The organism is Providencia sp. PROV048 (assembly GCF_033688165.1).
GTDB classification, from domain to species: domain Bacteria; phylum Pseudomonadota; class Gammaproteobacteria; order Enterobacterales; family Enterobacteriaceae; genus Providencia; species Providencia hangzhouensis.
Map to the genome: position 1 here is coordinate 3458468 of NZ_CP096360.1, position 21900 is coordinate 3480367.

General features: G+C 40.7%; 23 protein-coding genes. 8 read left to right on the top strand and 15 right to left on the bottom strand.

Annotated elements, in window-relative coordinates:
- The first annotated feature begins 35 nt into the window (after nucleotides 1-35).
- The 4 genes from M1F26_RS15355 to dolP all read left to right on the top strand — a co-directional run bounded on the left by M1F26_RS15355 (nucleotide 36) and on the right by dolP (nucleotide 3446).
- A complete protein-coding gene (locus M1F26_RS15355) occupies nucleotides 36-1736 on the top strand; it encodes a penicillin-binding protein activator (RefSeq protein ID WP_140171511.1) in 1701 nt (566 codons plus the stop codon).
- 37 nt (nucleotides 1737-1773) lie between these two features.
- Complete coding sequence (locus tag M1F26_RS15360; protein ID WP_004258211.1) at nucleotides 1774-2154, top strand: YraN family protein; 381 nt, start codon at nucleotides 1774-1776, stop codon at nucleotides 2152-2154.
- Nucleotides 2155-2270: 116 nt separating this feature from the next.
- On the top strand, nucleotides 2271-2861 hold the full coding sequence (gene diaA / locus M1F26_RS15365; protein WP_004908326.1) for a DnaA initiator-associating protein DiaA: 591 nt from the start codon (nucleotides 2271-2273) through the stop codon (nucleotides 2859-2861).
- A 9-nt stretch (nucleotides 2862-2870) separates the two neighbouring features.
- A complete protein-coding gene (dolP, locus tag M1F26_RS15370) occupies nucleotides 2871-3446 on the top strand; it encodes a division/outer membrane stress-associated lipid-binding lipoprotein (RefSeq protein ID WP_004258215.1) in 576 nt (191 codons plus the stop codon).
- A gap of 63 nt (nucleotides 3447-3509) precedes the next feature.
- On the opposite strand, the gene mtgA is transcribed toward dolP, so the two are convergent.
- The 3 genes from mtgA to arcB form a co-directional block, all read right to left on the bottom strand.
- Nucleotides 3510-4232 (bottom strand): monofunctional biosynthetic peptidoglycan transglycosylase, encoded by a 723-nt coding sequence (gene mtgA / locus M1F26_RS15375; RefSeq protein ID WP_140171510.1) that lies wholly within the window; start codon nucleotides 4230-4232, stop codon nucleotides 3510-3512.
- Nucleotides 4233-4240: 8 nt separating this feature from the next.
- Nucleotides 4241-4891, bottom strand: coding sequence for an isoprenoid biosynthesis glyoxalase ElbB (gene elbB, locus M1F26_RS15380; RefSeq protein WP_096864412.1), 651 nt, complete (start codon nucleotides 4889-4891; stop codon nucleotides 4241-4243).
- Nucleotides 4892-5123: 232 nt separating this feature from the next.
- Nucleotides 5124-7469 (bottom strand): aerobic respiration two-component sensor histidine kinase ArcB, encoded by a 2346-nt coding sequence (gene arcB / locus M1F26_RS15385; protein WP_140171509.1) that lies wholly within the window; start codon nucleotides 7467-7469, stop codon nucleotides 5124-5126.
- Between the two features lie 300 nt (nucleotides 7470-7769).
- On the opposite strand from arcB, the gene M1F26_RS15390 reads away from it, so the two are divergent.
- Nucleotides 7770-9176, top strand: a complete 1407-nt coding sequence (locus M1F26_RS15390) for an FAD-dependent oxidoreductase (RefSeq protein ID WP_180359490.1) — start codon at nucleotides 7770-7772, stop codon at nucleotides 9174-9176.
- 73 nt (nucleotides 9177-9249) lie between these two features.
- Here M1F26_RS15390 and sspB read toward each other — a convergent pair whose 3' ends face one another.
- From sspB to zapE, 5 genes are all read right to left on the bottom strand, one after another.
- A complete protein-coding gene (sspB, locus tag M1F26_RS15395; RefSeq protein WP_172412237.1) occupies nucleotides 9250-9741 on the bottom strand; it encodes a ClpXP protease specificity-enhancing factor in 492 nt (163 codons plus the stop codon).
- A 7-nt stretch (nucleotides 9742-9748) separates the two neighbouring features.
- On the bottom strand, nucleotides 9749-10390 hold the full coding sequence (gene sspA, locus M1F26_RS15400) for a stringent starvation protein SspA (protein ID WP_004258227.1): 642 nt from the start codon (nucleotides 10388-10390) through the stop codon (nucleotides 9749-9751).
- A 544-nt stretch (nucleotides 10391-10934) separates the two neighbouring features.
- Nucleotides 10935-11327: a 30S ribosomal protein S9 gene (gene rpsI, locus M1F26_RS15405; protein WP_004258235.1), complete on the bottom strand. Its 393-nt coding sequence runs from the start codon at nucleotides 11325-11327 to the stop codon at nucleotides 10935-10937.
- Between the two features lie 14 nt (nucleotides 11328-11341).
- On the bottom strand, nucleotides 11342-11770 hold the full coding sequence (rplM, locus tag M1F26_RS15410; protein WP_004258237.1) for a 50S ribosomal protein L13: 429 nt from the start codon (nucleotides 11768-11770) through the stop codon (nucleotides 11342-11344).
- 307 nt (nucleotides 11771-12077) lie between these two features.
- Nucleotides 12078-13208: a cell division protein ZapE gene (gene zapE / locus M1F26_RS15415; protein WP_140171507.1), complete on the bottom strand. Its 1131-nt coding sequence runs from the start codon at nucleotides 13206-13208 to the stop codon at nucleotides 12078-12080.
- Nucleotides 13209-13555: 347 nt separating this feature from the next.
- On the opposite strand from zapE, the gene zapG reads away from it, so the two are divergent.
- From zapG to degS, 3 genes are all read left to right on the top strand, one after another.
- On the top strand, nucleotides 13556-13960 hold the full coding sequence (gene zapG, locus M1F26_RS15420) for a Z-ring associated protein ZapG (RefSeq protein ID WP_004258244.1): 405 nt from the start codon (nucleotides 13556-13558) through the stop codon (nucleotides 13958-13960).
- A gap of 378 nt (nucleotides 13961-14338) precedes the next feature.
- Nucleotides 14339-15733: a Do family serine endopeptidase gene (locus M1F26_RS15425; RefSeq protein ID WP_036958026.1), complete on the top strand. Its 1395-nt coding sequence runs from the start codon at nucleotides 14339-14341 to the stop codon at nucleotides 15731-15733.
- A gap of 115 nt (nucleotides 15734-15848) precedes the next feature.
- Nucleotides 15849-16913 carry an outer membrane-stress sensor serine endopeptidase DegS gene (degS, locus tag M1F26_RS15430; RefSeq protein WP_004258255.1) on the top strand — a complete coding sequence of 355 codons (1065 nt, stop codon included), beginning with the start codon at nucleotides 15849-15851 and terminating at the stop codon, nucleotides 16911-16913.
- A gap of 99 nt (nucleotides 16914-17012) precedes the next feature.
- Here degS and murA read toward each other — a convergent pair whose 3' ends face one another.
- The 7 genes from murA to mlaF all read right to left on the bottom strand — a co-directional run bounded on the left by murA (nucleotide 17013) and on the right by mlaF (nucleotide 21861).
- Nucleotides 17013-18275: a UDP-N-acetylglucosamine 1-carboxyvinyltransferase gene (gene murA / locus M1F26_RS15435; protein ID WP_004258258.1), complete on the bottom strand. Its 1263-nt coding sequence runs from the start codon at nucleotides 18273-18275 to the stop codon at nucleotides 17013-17015.
- 52 nt (nucleotides 18276-18327) lie between these two features.
- Nucleotides 18328-18582, bottom strand: a complete 255-nt coding sequence (gene ibaG, locus M1F26_RS15440; RefSeq protein WP_004258269.1) for a BolA family iron metabolism protein IbaG — start codon at nucleotides 18580-18582, stop codon at nucleotides 18328-18330.
- A gap of 222 nt (nucleotides 18583-18804) precedes the next feature.
- A complete protein-coding gene (gene mlaB / locus M1F26_RS15445) occupies nucleotides 18805-19095 on the bottom strand; it encodes a lipid asymmetry maintenance protein MlaB (RefSeq protein WP_004258270.1) in 291 nt (96 codons plus the stop codon).
- A 1-nt stretch (nucleotide 19096) separates the two neighbouring features.
- Entirely contained in the window at nucleotides 19097-19726 is a 630-nt protein-coding gene (gene mlaC, locus M1F26_RS15450; protein ID WP_140171506.1) for a phospholipid-binding protein MlaC, read from the bottom strand.
- Between the two features lie 35 nt (nucleotides 19727-19761).
- A complete protein-coding gene (gene mlaD, locus M1F26_RS15455) occupies nucleotides 19762-20265 on the bottom strand; it encodes an outer membrane lipid asymmetry maintenance protein MlaD (protein WP_004258272.1) in 504 nt (167 codons plus the stop codon).
- Nucleotides 20266-20268: 3 nt separating this feature from the next.
- Nucleotides 20269-21051: a lipid asymmetry maintenance ABC transporter permease subunit MlaE gene (gene mlaE / locus M1F26_RS15460; RefSeq protein WP_004258277.1), complete on the bottom strand. Its 783-nt coding sequence runs from the start codon at nucleotides 21049-21051 to the stop codon at nucleotides 20269-20271.
- A 6-nt stretch (nucleotides 21052-21057) separates the two neighbouring features.
- Nucleotides 21058-21861, bottom strand: coding sequence for a phospholipid ABC transporter ATP-binding protein MlaF (gene mlaF, locus M1F26_RS15465; RefSeq protein WP_004258281.1), 804 nt, complete (start codon nucleotides 21859-21861; stop codon nucleotides 21058-21060).
- Between the last annotated feature and the right edge of the window lie 39 nt (nucleotides 21862-21900).

Below are 21900 nucleotides of genomic sequence, written 5' to 3' on the forward strand. Positions count from 1 at the left end.
ATTAAGCAATTGAAAAATACACCATTGGATACAGTATGCGTCCTTCAATTTTTTTGCATTTGAAAAAAGGGTTAATCTGCACAGCAATGCTGTCCACATTTGCACTGTCAGGGTGCCAAATTGTCTCGGAATACTTTCCGTCAACCCAAAAAACGCCTGAGCAAAGCACATCTGATGATGCTAGCCGTTACCAAGCAATCCTTGATGCTGCACAAGGTAAGCCTTCAATGGAGGCGATAAGGGCCTACATTAGCCAAGAACCTTTATTAAAAACAGCCGCTGAACGCCAAGCTAATATTGATGGGTTATGGCAGATGTTAACACAGTTAACGCCAGAACAAATTCATGGAATTGGGGCAGATGAAAATATTCTCCAAGGCTGGGTCGATCTTTTAGATATTTATCAAAACAACCGAGACGACACAGATGCTTTACTTGCAGGCTATAACGATTGGAAAATGCGTTACTCGAATAACCCTGGGGTGATGACAACGCCGACTCTTTTGCAACAAGCCATGATACCTCAAGTGGGCAAAAACCCTAAGATTGCATTGTTTTTGCCCATGAGTGGGCAAGGACAAGTATTCGGTCAAGCGATTATGCAAGGCTTTATGGATGCACAAAAAGGCCTGCCTCAAGGGCCCGCTACTCAAACAGCCATAACACCGCCACCAAGTAGTGGAAATGATGTGCTTGACCAAATTTATGAACAAGTTGCAGCAACAACAGGTAATGCTCCCACTTCTAGCGATAGCGACGTGGTGACATCAACTTTGCGTATTGATGCCGCCCCTGTGAATACCCAAAGCGTCAAAGTGTTTGATACCACAAACAAGCAAATGCCTGAGCTTATTGAACAAGCGAAAAATGAAGGTTTCAATCTTATTGTTGGGCCATTATTAAAAAGTGACGTTCAAGTTATTACCCAAATGGGAGCGCCTGTTAGTGTGCTCGCCCTCAATGAGCTTGATGCGAACCAATTACAGCCTCGACCTAATCTTTGCTATTTTTCATTATCGCCAGAAGATGAGGCACAAAATGCTGCCGCTTACATGAAAGCTGAAGGTAAGCAAATGCCATTGGTACTAGTTCCCGCTAATGCTTTCGGTGATAGGATAGCCAAAGCCTTTGCACAAGGGTGGCAAGAAAAAGGCGGCGGGACCGTTTTAATGCAAACCTTTGGGTCTGTCCCTTCTTTAAAAGAGTCGATTAATCGCGGCGCAGGTATCCGTATGACAGGAACGCCTGTGAATACCGGAATACAATCGATAGACTCACAATATGTCGATTCAACTGGTGCGATTGACGGCGTTTATATTGTTGCCACTCGTGATGAGCTGACCTTAATCAAGCCAATGATTGAAATGGCAATTAGTTCTCGTTCTCGTCCTTCGCTTTATGCAAGCTCTCGCAGTAACCAAGCCGGATCTGGCGCAGACTACCGCTTTGAAATGGATGGCGTTAAATTTAGCGAAATCCCTTTACTCGCAGGTGCAAACAATAACTTACGTAAACAAGCCCAACAAAAGCTGAACAATGATTACTCTTTATTCCGCTTATATGCCATGGGTATTGACGCATGGTCTTTAGCCAACAATTACGACAAACTACAGCAATCGGGACAATTTCGTATCAATGGTGCATCAGGAACCTTGAGTACTACACCAAACTGTGTAGTGTTCCGAGAATTACCTTGGTTGCAATTTAAACAAGGCAAAGTGGTTTCCTCACAATAACATCACTGAATACTTCATTTTTTCAGACAAGGACGTCATGAAAATTATGCCAAAAGCCATACAATGGTTAACAGGCCGGTACTATGAAAATCAAGTGCTCGCATTCCTGAAACAGCAGGGATTAACATTTGTTGAACGTAATGCAAGGAACCGAGGCGGAGAAATCGACCTCATCATGCGAGATAATACAGGTTGGGTATTTGTTGAAGTTCGGTTTCGCAAGAATTGTGATTACGGAGATGCACTTTTATCAGTAAACTGGCACAAACGTCGAAAACTATTAGCTGCTGCCAAATATTGGCTCTCACAAAGGCAAGAAAGTTTTGAAACCAGTGCATGCCGTTTTGATATCTGCGCCATCACGGGAAACCAATTTGACTGGATACAAAATGCATTCAACGAAAATGATATTTATTAACAAATGATATAATCAGTTTTATACGCTGATCATGCAGTCAACAAAGCTATAATTCAAATATAATGGCAATATACAAAAATAATTTGAATTATATCGAGGCGACAAAGGAAAAACTCGTGCTAGACCGAATAAAAGTTTGCTTCACTGAAAGTATACAAACTCAAATAGCAGCTGCTGAAGCGCTGCCTGATGCCATTTCAAGAGCCGCGATGATGATGGTTCAATCTCTACTCAATGGCAACAAAATTTTATGTTGTGGTAATGGTGCTTCTGCCGCTACTGCACAACGTTTTGCTGCGAGTATGATCCATCGCTTTGAAACCGAACGCCCTAGCTTACCCGCTTTAGCACTTAATACAGATAATGCAGTGTTAACTGCGATTTCGGGTAGTAAGCAGCCTTCTGAAATTTATGCGAAACAAGTTAGAGCATTAGGGCAACATGGTGATGTTTTGATGGCAATTTCAACCCATGGTAATAGTAGCGATATCATTAAGGCAGTTGAAGCCGCCGTGACTAGAGACATGACAATTGTCGCCCTAACAGGTTATGACGGAGGGGAACTCGCAGGTTTACTTGGCCCCCAAGATGTTGAAATTCGTATTCCATCCCAACGAAGTGTTCGAATTCAAGAAGTTCACCTTCTTACTGTAAATTGTCTATGTGACCTCATAGATAATACTCTTTTCCCACATCAGGACGATTAAGGAGATAAAATGCGATTAATTCCGGTTTTTGCCATAGTCATTAGTACTATTCTATTACAAGGTTGTATTGGTGCTGCTGTAGTCGGTTCCGCTGCTGTTGCAACAAAAAGCGCAACTGACCCTCGTACAGTTGGTCAACAAGTTGACGATGGCACCTTAGAAGCTCGAGTTAGTGGGCAACTGAACAAAGATAAAGAAATTACGGGCAAGGCTCGTATCATTGCAACCGCTTATAAAGGAAATGTTCTGCTAACAGGCCAAAGCCCTGATATGGCTTGGGCTGAACGAGCAAAACAAATAGCCTCTAACGTTGATGGCACCATCGCAGTTTATAATGAAGTCCGTAGTGGTGAGCCTGTTGATTTAGGTACAGCCTCAAAAGATACTTGGTTAACAACCAAAGTTAAATCTAAAATCCTCGCGAGTGATAGCGTTAAATCTGGTAGTGTGAAAGTCATTACTGAAAACGGTGAGGTTTTCTTGCTAGGTGTATTAACAAGGCAAGAAGGAGATGCAGCGGCGAAAATCGCTAGTGAAACAGATGGTGTTCGTCGAGTAACGACTGCTTTCACTTATCTTAATTAATCATAAACAATAATATATTGTTATAAAAACAAAAGCCGTGGGTTAAAAACCATGGCTTTTTTCTTATTCGTTCATCAACTGGTTTATTTTCAGATAATTCTTACCTCCCAATAAGTGCATTTGGTTCAAGATCCAAGCTTGCCTTTTGAGCACATAAGAAGATGGTTTTTTTACACTATATCTATGAGGATTAGGCAAAACCGCAGCTAATAGTGCAGCCTCGCTCATCGAAAGCTTGCTAGCAGGCTTATTAAAGAATTTATTTGCAGCCTCTTCTACCCCAAAAACCCCATCACCAAACTCTACTATATTAAGATAAACGGTCAGTATTCTTTTCTTTGACCATAAAAGCTCCATAACAGGGGTCATTACTGTCTCTAAGCCTTTTCTTAACCAACTTCTTCCATCCCATAACCACACATTTTTTACTGTCTGCTGTGAGATAGTTGAAGCCCCTCTAATTGTTTGTTTATTACTCAAATTATGTTTGTAAGCTCGCTCAATTGCATCAAGGTCGAACCCCCAATGATGAGGAAAATTTTGATCTTCCGCTGCAATTACTGCTAAATAGATATACGGAGAAATGTGATTTTCATCTACCCATTCAGAATGAGACACATAAGAAAAATTTAAGTTTATCCATGCGCTAACTTGCCGTTCAATCATCACTGCAGAAAAAGGCACTGGTATGTATTTAAATAAAATGACTGAACAAATCCACACCACAAGTAATGAAAATGTGATCTTCTTTAACCAGTGCCATAATCTAGAAACAATAGTTCGCATTCAAATAATCACGCCATTTCCAATACTTTCTTAACAAGCTTATTAATACCCGTATTTGCTTCAGAAATTGATTGAGCTAGCATATAAGCAGGTGTTGTAACAACTCGGTTAACTTCATCAATTACAATATCATCAACAGCACATTTAATATGTTTCCCCCCCATAATTTCTATTTGAGCAATCGTTTCACTATCATCTCCAATAGTTAGTTCTACTGATGTATTTAACATTTTAGGAAGCATCACTGGAGCAATACACATCAGCCCTAGCGGCTTTTTCTGTTGGTGCATTTGGCGTACTAAACTTAATAGTTCTTTATTAATTTCACACTCGCTTCCTTTAACTGCGAAATCACATAAATTTTTTGCCGCCCCAAAACCACCAGGAATAATGAGGGCATCTAGCTTTGAAGCATCAGCTGACGATAAAGGTGATATTTTTCCACGTGTAATACGTGAAGACTCTTCCATTTGGTTACGTTTTTCTGTTTTTAATTCTCCATTTATATGATTTATAACAGTAGGTTGTAACTCATCAGGCGCAAAAAAATGAACTTCAGCATTATATTGACTCAAAGCTAGCATAGTTAGCACTGACTCATGAATCTCGCTTCCGTCAAAAACACCGCAGCCACTTAAAATAACCGCAATTGATTTCATATCTTCCTCCATTTGTAGTAAATTATCTCTCAGGCGCTAAGGTGCATAAACATCAATCTTCATCACAGATTTTAATGAATCTTGTAACAGATTCGCTAAATTTTGGTATCTTGATGTTGCCCTTTACAGTGATATACCTAATTTTATGATTTACAAAAAACAAAAAGCACATGCAAATCAACGATTTCCCTGGTGTTGGCGCAGTATTCGCGCACCCCAACTTCGGTTGGGGTTATTTTTTTGTACGCTCATCAACCCAGTTTCTCAAAGTTTCTATATCTGCTTTCCAATCCTGTTTTAATTCATCGACCCATTCTTGCACATTGTCCCACCATGCAGGTAAATCAGGAGATTGAATCTGTTGTGCAATTTTCTGTAAGTTCTTTAAGCCAACAGAACCTGCTGCGCCTTTGATTTTATGAGCTTCCTCAACAATCCCTTTTTGGTCTTTAGCCACCATATTTGAATCAAGAATAGCTAAGTAACCCGGCAGCATTTTTTCAAAGACATCTAGACCATCATAAATAAGCTTAGGGCCAACTAACTCAATATACTGTTCTAGCATATCGCAATCGAGCCTAGATTCATCAACACTCGAAGTCTCATGCTCACCCGATATTTTTTCAGGTTGAGTAGATTGTTCCCCCCAAAATTGCTCAATAATTTGGGTCAATGCTGGAACTGATAATGGTTTACTCAATACCCCATCCATACCTGCATCAAAGTATTCTTTTTTATCTTTAAGAACATTTGCCGTTAAAGCAATCAATGGTGGTAAGTCTTGCTTATCATACTGCTGTTTGAGTTGCCGAGAGATATCTAGGCCTGTCATATCAGGTAATTGGATATCCAATAAAACTAAATCATATTCTCCAGGGGCAAACATCTCGAGAGCATCTTTCCCATTCATTGCCACATCAACCGTATTTCCTAAATTTTCTAATACAGAACAAGCAACAACAACATTCAGTTCAATATCTTCTACGAGTAAAATATGTAATGCAGGCAATGGGTAATCGTCTTCACTATCTTGCTGTTCAATAACATTACTTTCAACAACAGGCGCTGTGATAGATAAAGTAAAGGTGGAACCTTGGCCTATTTCACTTTCAACTTGTATATCGCCTCCCATATTTTGTGCTAAGCGACGAGATACAGAAAGCCCAATACCCGTTCCAGTTGCAGGTTTACCTCCAGCAGAATCTGTTACTTGATAATACATTGCAAAGATTTTATCTAATTCGCCCTTAGGTATACCTATGCCACTATCCTGAACCCTGAAAAACAATTTATTTTCAGCTTCTTGCCAAATACTAAGCTTCACTTCACCTTTTTGCGTGAACTTAACTGCGTTACCAATTAAATTCCACAATATTTGCCGCAAACGAGTCCCATCAGTTAACACCGTTTTCGGTAATGCAGGGGCAACATCCATGACAAATTTAAGCCCTTTTGGCTGTACCAATAATCCACTTAAATTCTCTAAATCATTCACAAATTCAGATAATGTGATGGGCTGGTTATCTAACTGAACTTTACGGCGTTCAATTTTATCCATCTCAATAATATCATTGAATATATTACCTAACGTAACGGCACTTACATGAATAGTTTTTAAATAGCTAGATTGTTCCGAAGTTAAATCTGTATCTAATAAAATTCGGCTCAAACCAACAATGCCGTTAAGGGGGGTACGAAGCTCGTGGCTGATTGTAGAAATAAAGGTGGTTTTCTCCCTACTCGCGCTCTCTAACGCCTCCTGATAGCGTTTACGCTCCGTTATATCGCGCCCAAAGCCCATCAGACCATGGCGTTTACCAACGCGATCATAAAAAGGCACTTTACGAAGTTCAAAACAGGCTTTACGACCATCTGGATATACCAACCATTGTTCATAAGTGAGAGAAACATTATGACGAAATACTTTTTCATCGGTTTCCATAACCTTAGAGGCAATTTCAACATCATAAATATCTAATGGAGTTAACCCGACTAAGTGTTTTTCACTTTTTCCAGTCAATAGTTCCATTGCCCGGTTACAACCCGAAAACTCATTATTTTCGTTGCGGTAATAAACTAAATCAGGTGAGGCATCGAGGAATGAACGAAGTAAAACAGATTGCTGCTCAAGTTCAATTTGCGTCTGCTCACGGTACTTCATTTCTTGTTTTAATTGTTCCAGAAGTTCTAAATGAGCACGCTCTGCTTTTTCTCGCTCTAGAATTTCAAGGTTAAGCTGTTCAATATTTCCCTGTAACTGAGTGTTTAAATCAGCATCACGTTTTCGCATAACTTCAAGTTTATCAACCATTCGCGATAAACGCTGCCGAGACTCTTCAAGCTGCTCAACCACCACCGACAAAAAGTAAACAGCTAATGGGGTAATAATTAACCCAAAGAAAATTGACCCCACCATATCGAGGCTATCAACATGCCCTCTTAAAACAATTGTCACTGCCATTTGCATTATCATGGCGAGAACAACGAGTGCAGATGCGAGTAACAGAGAAAATCGCACCAGCCCGAGCTTCATCATTAAATCGACATAGTATTGCGCAAGGCCGCGAAGTACTTTCATAACTACCCCTTAGTTAAATTCTCTTTGAATCATATATCAAACAAGGCAGTTTCGGATGATTATTCACTCGAAATGTCGATCCTGCTCATTCAATAGCCATTTTTTACTATTAATGATAAAAAACAATCAGGTATTTTCTTTGTGTTAGATAAAGTAAAAATTTATTTTGGGTGTTTTTTAATCAAAATCACATAAAAATCAAAACAATAACGCTACTGTTTCTTGTGGAAGGCCGCTAAAATCAAAGTAAAAGCCCAAGCTATCTCAAGTAAAATCAGACAAAATTCAGTAAGGAATGCCATGAGTTCAAATATTTTCGGTCCCCAACGTTGCGAGCCCCCCAAAAAAGCGCTGGAAATCCGTAAAATAGAGTTTACTGAAGTCTATGAATCCAATAATGCCGTCGATGCACAACAGCAAGCCAACCGTTGCCTCTCTTGCGGTAGCCCTTTTTGTGAATGGAAGTGCCCACTACATAACCCAATATCAAAGTGGCTCAAGCTTGCTGCTGAAGGTAAAATTATCGAAGCTGCTGAATTATCTCACCATACCAATAGTTTACCTGAAATCTGTGGGCGCGTTTGCCCACAAGAAAAACTCTGCGAATTAGCATGTGTACTTCATGATACAACAGGTTCTGTGACTATTGGTCATATTGAGCGGTATATTAATGATACTGCTTTTGCGATGGGCTGGCGGCCAAACCTTTCCCATATTAGCTCTGTAAACAAACGTGTCGCCATTATTGGTGCAGGCCCTGCGGGTCTTTCTTGCGCAGATGTGCTTATTCGAAATGGTGTAAATGTCGTCGTTTTTGATAAACACCCTGAAATAGGGGGCCTACTAACCTTCGGTATTCCGTCATTTAAGCTAGAAAAGAAGCTAATGGTCCAAAGACGGGAAATATTTACAGAAATGGGGATTCAGTTTCAATTAAATACTGAAGTAGGTACGGATATCTCTCTAAACGAGCTTCTTTGCAATTATGACGCTATTTTTATTGGTACTGGTACTTACCAAGCAATTCGAGGTAACTTACCTAAAAAAGCGATTCAGGGCGTTTTTGAAGCACTTCCCTATCTAATCGCAAATACACGCCATTTAATGCAACTTTCCAACCCTAATGGCGAACCCTATATTAATTTACACGCAAAAAGAGTCATCGTATTAGGGGGTGGAGATACTGCAATGGATTGCGTACGTACCGCTGTTCGTCAAGGAGCGAAGCAGGTTAGCTGTTTCTATCGTAGAGATGAACAAAGTATGCCAGCCTCACGAAAAGAAGTCGCTAATGCATTAGATGAAGGAGCCCAGTTCCATTTTAATATGCAAGTCACTGAATTTGTGATTAATGAGCAGCAGCAACTTATGGGAGTTTATGCCGCTCGTACGCAAAATGGCGAATTAGAAAATGGCCGTTATCAAGTAGAACTAATTAAAGATTCAACTTTTTTTATCGAAGCCGATGCCATAATTGTGGCTTATGGATTTATTCCTCATAACCAAATTTGGTTAGATAAACCGTTAATCCAGCGCGATAAATATGGTCATATTATAGCAAACCGTAACAGTCCCTTTCCTTATCAAACCTCCCATGAAAAAGTGTTTGCCGGCGGGGATACAATAAGAGGCTCAGATCTTGTTGTGACTGCTATTGCTGATGGGCGCAATGCTGCTGAAGGGATTTTATTATTTTTAGGGGTTTAATGATTTATTTATATAAAAAACAGAGGGTTTATTCCCCTCTGTTCACTCATTAACTGCTAACCCGGCTAATGGATTATTTGACAACCCTTAACGAAGGCCGACCTTTTGGTGGTCGTGGTGGTTCATCCCCTGATGGCTCATGCGAATTTTCATCCACAGATTCAGTTTCATGAACTAAAGAAATGTTGTCTTCAAGCTCTTCGACCTGTTCAAAACCTGCTGATAACTCTGCATCATAAGCAGCTTCAGGCTCAAACATCATTCCAGCCCCATTTTCACGTGCATATACCGCCATAATTGCGGCCATTGGGACATAAACTTGGCGAGGTATCCCACCAAAGCGAGCATTAAAACGCACTTCTTCGTTGGTTATTTCAAAATTACCAACAGCTCTTGGCGCAACATTCAATACAATTTGCCCATCTCGAGCAAATTCCATCGGAACGTTAACCGCTGGAACGGTGACATCAACCACCAAATGCGGAGTCATATCGTTATCAAGCAACCACTCATAGTGGGCACGTAACAAATAAGGGCGACGTGGTGACATTGCTGTCATTTCCATCATTCTTTTAGCCTCTTGTAGACAAACGCATTTCGCGCTCAGATTCAGTCAACGATGCTAAGAATGCGTCACGTGCAAACACACGTTGCATATATAATTGCAGATATTTGCTGCTAGATGGGTTCAATTCAATACCGAGTACAGGTAAACGCCATAGCAATGGAGCCAAATAGCAATCTACGAGACTAAACTCTTCACTCATGAAGAATTCCATTTCAGCAAAAACAGGAGAAACCGCAATCAGTTCTTCAGAGAGTTGGCGACGAGCATTTGCTGCCTCTTGCGCACTACCGTTCTCTATTTTGCTCATTAATGAATACCAATCATTTTGAATGCGGTGCATCAATTGACGGCTAGTCCCACGTGCAACTGGATAAACAGGCATTAATGGCGGATGAGGAAAACGCTCATCAAGGTATTCCATGATAATGTGTGGGTCATACAGAGTCAGGTCACGATCAACTAATGTTGGAACGCTTTGGTATGGGTTGAGATCAATCAGATCTTGAGGCAGATGACCGGGTTCGACATGTTCAATTTCAACACTTACCCCTTTTTCAGCCAAAACAATCCGTACCTGATGGCTAAAAATGTCAGTAGGGCCAGAGAACAATGTCATTACCGAACGTTTATTAGGAGCGACAGCCATTAAAACCTCCAAAATACAAAATGGACGAAATGTAATTAATTTTTAATTACCCATTACCCATTTTAAAATCCCCTGTGTTTAACTCTCATTTATCCATACTGAAAGTCAACACAACCCTCCCGCACAGTAAAGGCGAGAAATGTGAAATAAAAAAACAGGGGCACATTCTAACAGATTTTGTACAACTTAGGGGGAACACACCGAAAAAATCACAGATTTATTTCATTTTTAGGTTCGAAAAGATAAAAATTTAGAATTTTTCAATGAAAACACAAGAATAAAAAGAATAAAAAACCTAAAGTTAACTCCAGAGTTTGAGTTGTATTTAGTAGGGTTATCCCAATATTGCTCCACTAATAATTATTTTTGATTTTAGACTAAATTATTATTTTCTCTTTTATTATATTCATTCTTTTATAAAGAATCATAATTAGACACAGCTATTCTAGCATCAATAATAAAAATGTAAGTAAAACAATAGGCAATAAAAAACCCGCCATTAAGACGGGTTTTTTCATCAATTTTATACCCAAAGGGTAATAAATTAACGTTTGGAGAACTGTGGACGACGACGTGCTTTGCGCAGACCCACTTTTTTACGTTCAACAGAACGCGCATCACGGGTAACGAAACCAGCTTTACGCAGATCAGAACGAAGAGTCTCATCATAAGCCATCAGTGCACGAGTAATACCGTGACGGATTGCGCCTGCCTGACCTGAAATACCACCACCTTTAACAGTGATGTACAGATCCAATTTTTCCAACATTTCAACCAACTCTAACGGCTGACGAACGACCATGCGCGCAGTTTCGCGACCAAAGTATTGTTCCAGTGTACGTTGATTGATTGTAATGTTACCGCTACCCGGCTTAATAAAGACACGAGCAGATGAGCTTTTGCGGCGACCAGTGCCGTAGTATTGATTTTCAGCCATTGCTATAATCCCGATTAAATGTCAAGAACTTGCGGTTGTTGAGCCGCGTGGTTGTGCTCATTACCTGCGTAAACTTTCAGTTTACGGTACATTGCACGACCCAGAGGTCCTTTTGGCAACATGCCTTTAACCGCGATTTCAAGCACACGCTCAGGACTGCGAGCAATCATTTCTTCGAAAGTTGCTTGCTTGATTCCACCTACATGGCCAGTGTGGCGATAGTAGATTTTGTCTTCGCGTTTATTGCCGGTAACAGCAATTTTTTCTGCATTCAGAACGATGATGTAATCACCAGTATCCACGTGCGGAGTATATTCCGCTTTATGCTTACCGCGCAGACGGCTAGCAATTTCAGTTGCAAGACGGCCTAAAGTTTTGCCATCTGCATCAACAACGTACCAGTCGCGTTTTACGGTCTCTGGTTTAGCTGTAAAAGTTTTCATTAAAACTTACCCAATATTGAAGTTACACGTTGGTGAACACTCATGTTCATAAGCTTTCTGAGGTTCACACGACTCTTTGTCCAGTAAACCTACCCCTTCGAGCAGCCTAACTGGCATTAATGCGTTATTTTTTGGGAAATAAAAAACAACGCTGTAACGTGGGGTCGCAAGATTATAGAGAAGTCAGAAACAAAAATCGACCCCAAATGCATTTTTTTTACGTTTGCTCAAATAAACATCGCATATTGTACTTAAATCATGCAATTCAGGTAACTTGTTCGCTAATAACCCTGCTTTGTCGTTTACCTTAAGTTAAATGAGGTATTTTCAGGTACTCTTCACTTTGCATTTCTTGCAATCGAGACAAGCAGCGTTGGTACTCAAACGCCAAAAGTTGCCCTTGATACAGCGACTCCATTGGCACTTCAGCATTAATGACTAATTTAACTTTTCGTTCGTAAAACTCATCAATTAACGCTAAAAAACGACGCGCTGGATTTTCATCTGTTGCTCCCATCACGGGGACATTGTACAGCAACACAGTGTGGTAGCAATTTGATAGGTAAATGTAGTCATTTTGGCTACGAGGCTCTTCACACAGAACTTTAAACTCGATGGCTAGCACCCCTTCCGCAGCATGAATGGCTTGCATCTTACGATGATTAACCTCTAAAACGGGATTTTGCTCCCCTTGCTTACCCGCCAATTTAACGAAAACCTCATCTAAATGCTGACGATTTTGAGAATTAATTGGAGATAAAAAAAGATGCGCTTGAGTTAAAGTTCTTAAGCGGTAATCAATGCCTGCATCGACATTCATTACATCACAGTATTTTTTAATTTGCTCAATAGCAGGTAAGAAACGAGCTCGCTGCAAACCGTTACGATAGAGATTATCAGGGATGATATTTGAGGTAGCAACCAGTGTGATACCTCGAGCAAATAGCCCTTCGAGTAAAGTGCCAAGGATCATAGCGTCGGTAATATCTGACACAAAAAATTCATCGAAGCACAACACATCTGTTTGTTTTTTAAACTCATCCGCAATAATATCCAGCGGGTTCTCTTGCCCTTGTAATGCCATCAAATCTTCTTGTACTTTCTTCATAAAGCGATGAAAATGTAAGCGAAGTTTACGGTTACCCGGTAAACTTTCGTAAAACATATCCATCAGCCATGTTTTTCCACGCCCTACTCCGCCCCACATATATAACCCTTTTACTGGGGTAATTGGTACTGTCGATGCTTTACCAAGAAGGCGGCTAAAGCGTTGCTTTATACCTGAGGGCTTATCTTGTAAAGTGGAAGAAGTTGTATTAACAAGCTGCTGATATATTTTATCTAAGCGTTCTACAGCGAGCTTTTGTACGTCATCTGGCTGGTAGTTTCCATCAGCCAGCGCTTGTTGATAACGCATTGTAGGGGTCATCGGCGACATTAACTGAATAATCCTTAAAAATTTTTCGGTTTTTTTACCGTTATTTGATATACACTGCCTTTATTATAACCAGATTCAGTTATCATTTAACTTTCGGTTAACGAGCCGCTATAGAGTAAGGAAATTCGATTTAAGATTCCACTCTTAATAAGTTGTTGACTAATTTAACCTACCTACTTCAAGGCTTGTAGATTTTGTCATCACTTAACTAGCCAAATTACAATATGTTAAGACGCTTTACTTGACGCTTACATGCAACTTGAATTATTTAAGGTATAGTAACGGTAACAACATTTAATTTCTGCGAACATTGAATCTGTGAACATTGAAGTAATGAAGGAGTCAGCATGACCTGGGAGTATGCATTAATCGGATTGATTGTGGGTTTTATCATCGGTGCATTAGTTGTGCGCTATGGCAACCCAAAGCTTCGCCAACAAAAAACAGCGCAAGCTGAGCTAGACAAAAAAAGTACTGAACTCGAAGAGTACCGTAAAGAACTTGTTAGCCATTTTGCTCGTAGCGCAGAATTATTGGATAAAATGGCGCGCGATTACCGCCAGCTTTACCAACACATGGCACAAAGTTCATCTGAATTAATGCCTGATATGCCAGCACAAGACAACCCATTTAACTATCGTTTAACCGAATCTGAAGCAGATAACGACCAAGCGCCTGTTAAAATGCCACCAAGAGATTATTCAGATGGTGCTTCGGGTCTATTCCGTCCTATTGATGAGAAAGAAAAGTAAATTTTTATCTTTTATCACCAGTAAGCAGTGCTTACTGGTGATTTCCTATAAAACCTACTAAATTTTATCACTTTCCGTGTGTCTTCCATTATTAAATTTTTAGTTAATAATTCTGAACAAGATTTCCATCCAAATATAATTTAATAATTTATTTATCTACTGTATAGAAGTTAAAGTTTCACTTAAGGTACGTGTAAATAGATGTAAAAGAGTGGATATTCGCTACCCGTCATGGGAACTTTTGCGCATAATCGGTGGTCATAGTCATCAGTAAAATTGAATCTGATACCAACCAATATTATTTCAACGCATTGTGTTTCTTCTAAAACTGCATTCACAGTGAGTTGATAACTTATTCTTGAGAGAATCGACTGAATTATGAAAAGAAAAAACTTTTTTCTTACCGCAGTAGCAATGAGTTTAGGCTTATCTTTAGCGGCTATTCCTGCGGTTAGTAGCGCAGCATTGCCTGCCACTTTACCTGCAACAGCACAAAGCCAGAACATGCCTAGCTTAGCTCCAATGCTTGAAAAAGTATTGCCAGCTGTAGTGAATATTCATGTGTCTGGTACTCGCGTACAGAACCAACAAATTCCAGAAGAGCTTAAATTCTTTTTTGGCCCGAATATACCACAACAGCAACAAAGCGTACGTCCATTTGAAGGCTTAGGTTCTGGTGTCATTATTGATGCTCAGCAAGGTTATATTTTAACCAACAACCATGTAATTGATGGCGCCGACAAAATACAAATTCAATTAAACGATGGCCGTGAAATTGCCGTTAACTTAATTGGGAAAGACCCACAAACCGATATCGCGTTATTGAAAATAAGCAATGCAAAAGATATCAAAAACTTAACTGCTGTTAGTATTGCAGACTCTGACAAATTACGTGTAGGTGATTTTGCGGTTGCAGTCGGGAACCCATTTGGTTTAGGGCAAACAGCAACATCTGGCATTATCTCAGCATTAGGTCGTAGCGGCTTAAACCTTGAAGGCCTAGAAAACTTTATCCAAACCGATGCTTCCATTAACCGTGGTAACTCTGGTGGTGCTCTCGTTAACCTAAACGGTGAATTAATCGGTATTAACACGGCGATTTTGGCACCTGGCGGCGGTAATATCGGTATCGGTTTCGCGATCCCAAGTAATATGGCGAAAAACCTTAGCGAGCAGTTAATTAAACATGGTGAAGTAAAACGCGGGATCTTAGGCATCAAAGGTACTGAAATGAACTCCGATATCGCTAAAGCATTTAATATTGATGCACAGCGTGGTGCCTTCGTGAGTGAAGTTTTACCTAAATCATCTGCAGCTAAAGCGGGTATTAAATCCGGTGACGTGTTAGTTTCCGTTGATGGTAAACGCATTAATAGCTTTGCAGAGTTAAGAGCCAAAATCGGTACCAGCCAAATTGGTAAAGAGATCACTATTGGTTTAATCCGTTCAGGCAAACCGATGGAAGTCAAAGTGGTTCTTGAGAACGATGAAGGCTCAACAACTAAAGCTGAAAAATTGAGCGAATCCTTATTAGGTGCAACAATTTCGAATGCAACCGTTAGCAATACTAAAGGTGTACAAGTTGATAGCGTGGCACCAAAATCGCCAGCTGCCGCCATTGGCCTCGTAAAAGGCGATTTAATCTTTGGTGTTAATGACGCTCGAGTTGAGACTATTGAACAATTCCGTAAGATTATTGATGCTAAACCTCCTGTATTAGCAATGAAAGTATTACGTGACGGTGAAACCTTATATTTACTGATGAAAAATTAATTCATCAAAAACCATCTGAAAATCAACAAAACAGGTACAGTATCACTCTGCTGTACCTGTTTTTTTATGTTATGCTCTGAACATGTTTAAGCAATAACTAAATATTCTATATCCTATGGTGAAGAAGCTAACCTTATCTGTCATGCTTGGCCTGTTGACTGCATTGATTATTATCGTTGCGGTTCCTTCGTTGCGCCCCCAAGGTTTAGCCGACTTATTATATGGTAAAACAAATAGCGAGCCCGTCAGTTATAATAAAGCAGTACGCCGTGCTGCGCCTGCGGTAGTCTATGTTTACAGTAGCTCAAAAGGTAGTTTTTCCCAGTCAGGGCGTGAATTAAAATCCCTTGGTTCGGGTGTGATCATGAGCCCAAATGGCTACATTATCACGAATAAACACGTCGTTGATAACCCAGACCAAATCTTAGTCGCTTTACAAGATGGTGCTATTTTTGATGCCTTACTGGTTGGCTCGGACCCATTGACTGATCTCGCCGTATTGAAAATTGACGCTGATAACCTACCCGTTATTCCAATTAATACGCAACGGGTCACTCATGTTGGTGATGTCGTACTCGCTATTGGTAACCCTTATAACATAGGCCAAACCGTTACTCAGGGGATTATCAGTGCAACGGGTCGCGTAGGGTTAAGCTCTACCCGTCGGCAAAATTTCCTGCAAACCGATGCCTCAATCAACTCGGGTAACTCTGGCGGGGCATTAATTAATACCGAGGGGGAGTTAGTTGGCATTAACACACTTTCTTTCACAGCAGGCCAAGGCATTAGTTCTGAGGGGTTAAGCTTTGCCATTCCAACCGCCCTTGCCACTAAAATCATGGATAAGCTAATCCGTGATGGCCGAGTGATCCGTGGTTATATTGGTATTACGGCGCGTGAACTGCCTCAAATTAGGTCAAATAACAATAATATTAACCAAATACAAGGCTTGCGGGTTTTCCAAGTTGCCCCAAATGGGCCAGCAGCTAAAGCGGGCATACTACAAGGGGATATTATTTTATCGGTTGATGGCAAACCTGCCATTTCAGCCGCAGAAACTATGGATCTAGTCGCAGAAATCCGCCCTGGAAGCAAGACCGCAGTGCAAATCTTACGAGATGGCGAAATTAAAAATATTGATGTGATTATTGAAGAAATTCCTGATGAGCAGGCAGGATAATCATTGATAAATACTCTTTCGTAAAAAAAGGTTGCTCGATATCGAACAACCTTTTTTGATTCGCTGAATGGGGAAGCCCTCATTCACCCTACCAATGCATTAATCATCTGAATGTACGCGCTGAATATCAGCACCTAAACCACGTAACTTATCTTCGATGTGCTCATAACCACGGTCAATATGATAAATACGGTCAACTGTCGTTGTCCCTTCAGCAATGCAGCCCGCAATAACTAAACTTGCAGATGCTCGTAAATCTGTTGCCATTACCTGCGCACTAGTTAATTTTTCAACACCGTGACATAACACAGTATTGCTTTCAATTTCAGCATGAGCTCCCATACGGATCAGCTCAGGGATATGCATAAAACGATTCTCAAAAATCGTTTCAGTGATCATCCCCGCCCCATCAGCAACAAGATTAAGTAAGCTAAACTGTGCTTGCATATCAGTTGGGAACCCTGGGTGTGGTGCTGTACGTAATGTCACCGCTTTTGGACGCTTGCCTTCCATATCTAGGCTAATCCAATCATCACCGATTTCAATTTTAGCCCCAGCTTCACGCAATTTAGCTAGCACCGCATCCAGTGTATCTGGGCGAGCATTACGGCAGATGACTTTACCGCGTGAAACCGCAGCAGCAATCAAGAATGTTCCCGTTTCAATACGGTCAGGCAGTACTTTATAAACTCCACCACCTAAACGTTCAACACCTTCAATTACAATGCGGTCAGTCCCTGCCCCAGTGATTTTTGCACCTAGGGTATTTAGGAAGTTAGCAGTATCTTCAATTTCAGGTTCACGTGCCGCATTTTCAATTATTGTGGTTCCTTCAGCTAAGGTTGCCGCTGTCATAATAGAGACTGTCGCCCCCACACTGACTTTATCCATCACAATGCAAGCACCTTTTAAGCGACCATCAACCGTTGCTTTCACATAACCATCTTCTAAAGCAATCTTTGCGCCTAATTGCTCTAAACCAGAAATATGTAAATCAACAGGGCGAGCACCGATAGCACAACCACCTGGTAAAGAGACTTCACCATGACCAAAACGGGCAACCAATGGCGCTAAAGCCCAAATGGATGCACGCATGGTTTTAACGAGGTCATAAGGCGCGCAGTATGTCGTTACCGTGCTTGCATCGACATATACTGAGCCATTGCGTTTTACTTTAGTACCAAGTTGATTTAATAATTTAATCGTTGTGTCAATATCCCTCAAATGAGGGACATTCTGTATTTCTACTGGCTCTTCAGCCAACAGAGCAGCGAACAGAATTGGTAATGCCGCATTTTTTGCGCCAGATATCGTGACCTCACCCTCTAAGCGGGTTGGTCCTTTAACTAAAAACTTATCCATTCAAGTATTCTCGTATGTCGAATTTTACAGTCTGTTCGCTTAGGCTTTGAAATCAAAGGCCACTAAGTTTACGATCGCGCTCCCATTGCGCAGGGGTGTACGCTTTAATAGACAAAGCATGAATGCGGTTATCCGCAATATACTCCATTAAAGGTGCATAAATTGCTTGTTGTTGCTTAACACGGCTCATGCCGTCAAACATGTCACCGACAGCAATAACCTGAAAGTGGCTACCATCACCAGTAACAATAGCCTCATTCAGAGACAATTTTTCCATCAATACTTGCTTAATTTCGTTGGTATCCATAATGACTCAATTTATTAATTATTTGTGATTTATAATTTTACTCTAAATAGTGCAAATTGCATGCGTTGCATACAGAAACATCGCAATAAGAACAGCCAGAGCTTAATCCTCTATCCTAAAGGATTAGGCTTAACACTTAAACCAAAGAAAACGCCTCTCGTGCCGAAAAGCACATAGAGGCGCTCATTTTTACATAACTTGACCCAATTTAGGATATTTAACCTAATTGAGAATAACCTCTTGAACCCCGTATAGCTCAATCAATGTCTTCAAATTATCACTGACACCAGTAATATTCAGTGAACGGTTTTTAGCTTGGAATTCACCTTTTAAGCGAACGAGCATCGCCAACCCTGTTGAGTCCACATGTTTAAGACCAGAAACATCTATACTTTCAGTATGTTCTAGCGATGACTCTTTTTTATTCCAAAAAGACATAAGCGAATCACGGTCTAATGTCCCGTTGAAATATAGCGTTGTTTCAATGAGTTCCCATGCTAACAACTGACTCATATTACTTATTCTCTTCTAAAGTAATAGGTGCTTTTGCACTGATTTCTAACTGTTTTGTTAAGCCATCAACACCGTGCTTACGTAAAATATCACCCCATTCATTTTGCTTAGTTGTGATCATACTCACACCTTCTGCAATCATGTCGTAAGCTTGCCAGTAGCCAGTTTTACTATTTTTACGCCATTGGAAATCTAAACGTACGGGAGGGCGGCCGTTGGTATCAACAATAGTCACACGAATAGCAACAATGTTTTTATCTCCCAACGGTTGCTCTGGTGCTATTTGATACGTTTGACCATGGTACATGGCCAATGCTTGACCATAAACTTGCTCAAGGTAATCTTCAAACGCTTTGAAATAAGCCTCACGCTGTGCTGGAGTTGCCCCTTTATAATAGGTTCCTAACACCAAAGCCCCTGCATATTTAACTTGTACATAAGGTAATAATTCCTCACGAACAATTGTTCTAAGGTACTCAGGGTCTTGCTTAATTTTAGGTTGCTCTGATTTCAAGCGGTTAAACGTTTTCGCCGCCGCTTCATCCATTAATTTATAAGGGTTGGTTTGGTCTACTGCCATGGCAAATGGCGCAATTGCCAACATAGCAACCATCATTAAACGTTTAAACATAATTCATTCCTTTATTCTTCAAAGGGAGCATCAAATTACTGTGCAGTTGACTCTGGCTCTGCACCTTGGCTATCACCACTTTTATATAAAAACTGGCCAATTAAGTCTTCTAATACCATAGCTGGCTTAGTATCTTCAAGACGCCCGCCATTTTTTAAGATTGCTATACCTAATTCTTCATCATCTGGGCCGATATTCATTGCAATATACTGTTCACCCAACAAACCTGACGTGCGAATTGACAGTGAGCTAGAATCAGGAATATTGTCGTATTCGCTCAATAAATCAATTTTAACTTCAGGAACATAATTCTTTTTATCTAGTGTGATACTGGCAACTCGGCCAACCACCACACCACCAACTTTAATTGGTGAGCCTTCTTTTAAGCCACCAATATTTTCAAAAGAGGCTGAAATTTGATAGGTGGATTGGCTTCCTATCGATTTTAAATCAGCGACTTTTAAACATAAAAAGATAATTGCGGCAATCGCCAGCAACATAAAACAACCAACCCATATTTCACTTTTTTTACTTTGCATGACTTAGTTCCCAAACATCAGTGCGGTAAGTACGAAATCCAGTCCTAAAACAGACAATGACGCATGCACAACTGTTCTTGTTGTAGCTTGGCTTATCCCCTCCGAAGTTGGGATGGCATCATAGCCATTAAATAATGCGATCCAAGTCACTGTGATAGCAAAGACTAAGCTTTTAATCACACAGTTGACTAAATCTAGCCGCCAATCGACGGAAGATTGCATTGAAGCCCAGAAAAAGCCCTCATCAATCCCCTTCCAGTCAACCCCAACTAGTGCGCCACCTAAAATACCGACAGCAACAAAAATAAGAGATAACAACGGCATACTAATAAAACCAGCCCAAAACCGTGGGGCTATCACACGCCTAAGCGGGTCAACTGCCATCATTTCAAGGCTAGAAATTTGTTCAGTCGCTTTCATTAAGCCAATTTCAGCTGTTAATGCAGAACCCGCTCGTCCAGCAAACAACAATGCGGTCACAACAGGGCCTAATTCACGTAATAGTGAAAGTGCCACCATCATACCTAAGCTAGCTTCAGCACTAAACGTAGTGAGAACCAAATAACCTTGTAACCCTAAAACCATCCCAATAAATAACCCTGAGACAGCGATGATCAGCAATGACTGCACACCAATGGCGTACAATTGCTTCATCAATAATGGCCATTGTTTACGAAACTCTGGTTTGCCGAGTAAGGCGCGAAACAGCATGTAACCTGCTCGACCAAACGCGGAAAATATATCAATCCATCGGCGTCCGAAGGCTGCTATCGCCTTTATTATCATCTTATTTTACCCTAATAAATCAGCTAGATAATCATTGGCGGGAAAACGGAATGGAACAGGCCCATCCGCAATACCATCAAGAAATTGTCGCACACGAGGGTCTTGGTTTTCACGTAATTCCTCGCCTGTTCCCTGAGCAATCACGTGCTGCTGTGCAACAATATAAGCATTATCTGCGATGCTCAATACTTCTGGAACATCATGGGAAACCACGACACAGGTCACACCCAGTGCTTGATTAAGCTCATCAATCAATTTAACCAAAACCCCCATAGTAATCGGGTCTTGACCGACAAAAGGTTCATCAAACATGATTAAATCTGGGTCAAGTGCGATAGCACGCGCTAATGCAGCACGCCGTGCCATACCACCTGACAATTCGGATGGCATTAATTTTGCGGCGCCACGTAAACCAACCGCCTCTAATTTCATCATTACCGTAGTGTGAATCAGCGATTCTGGCAGATTCGTGTGCTCACGTAGAGGGAAAGCCACATTATTGAATACATTCATATCCGTAAATAGCGCCCCTGATTGAAACAGCATGCTCATCTTTTTACGGGACTGATACAGCTTTGAGCGTGACAGCGTTGGAATATTGTCACCATCAAACCAAATTTCACCTTCGTTTGGCCGTAATTGGCCCCCAATCAAGCGCAGTAATGTGGTTTTACCAATCCCTGACGGCCCCATAATTGCCGTAATTTTCCCACGAGGAACGGTCAGATTAATATTCTCAAATATTTTCCGATTTCCTCGAGTAAAGGACATGTTCCGTACTTCAATTAAGTTGTCTGTCTGTGCTTGCATGTTAAATAACTCGTTATACACCACGCGTAAATGTTTTTA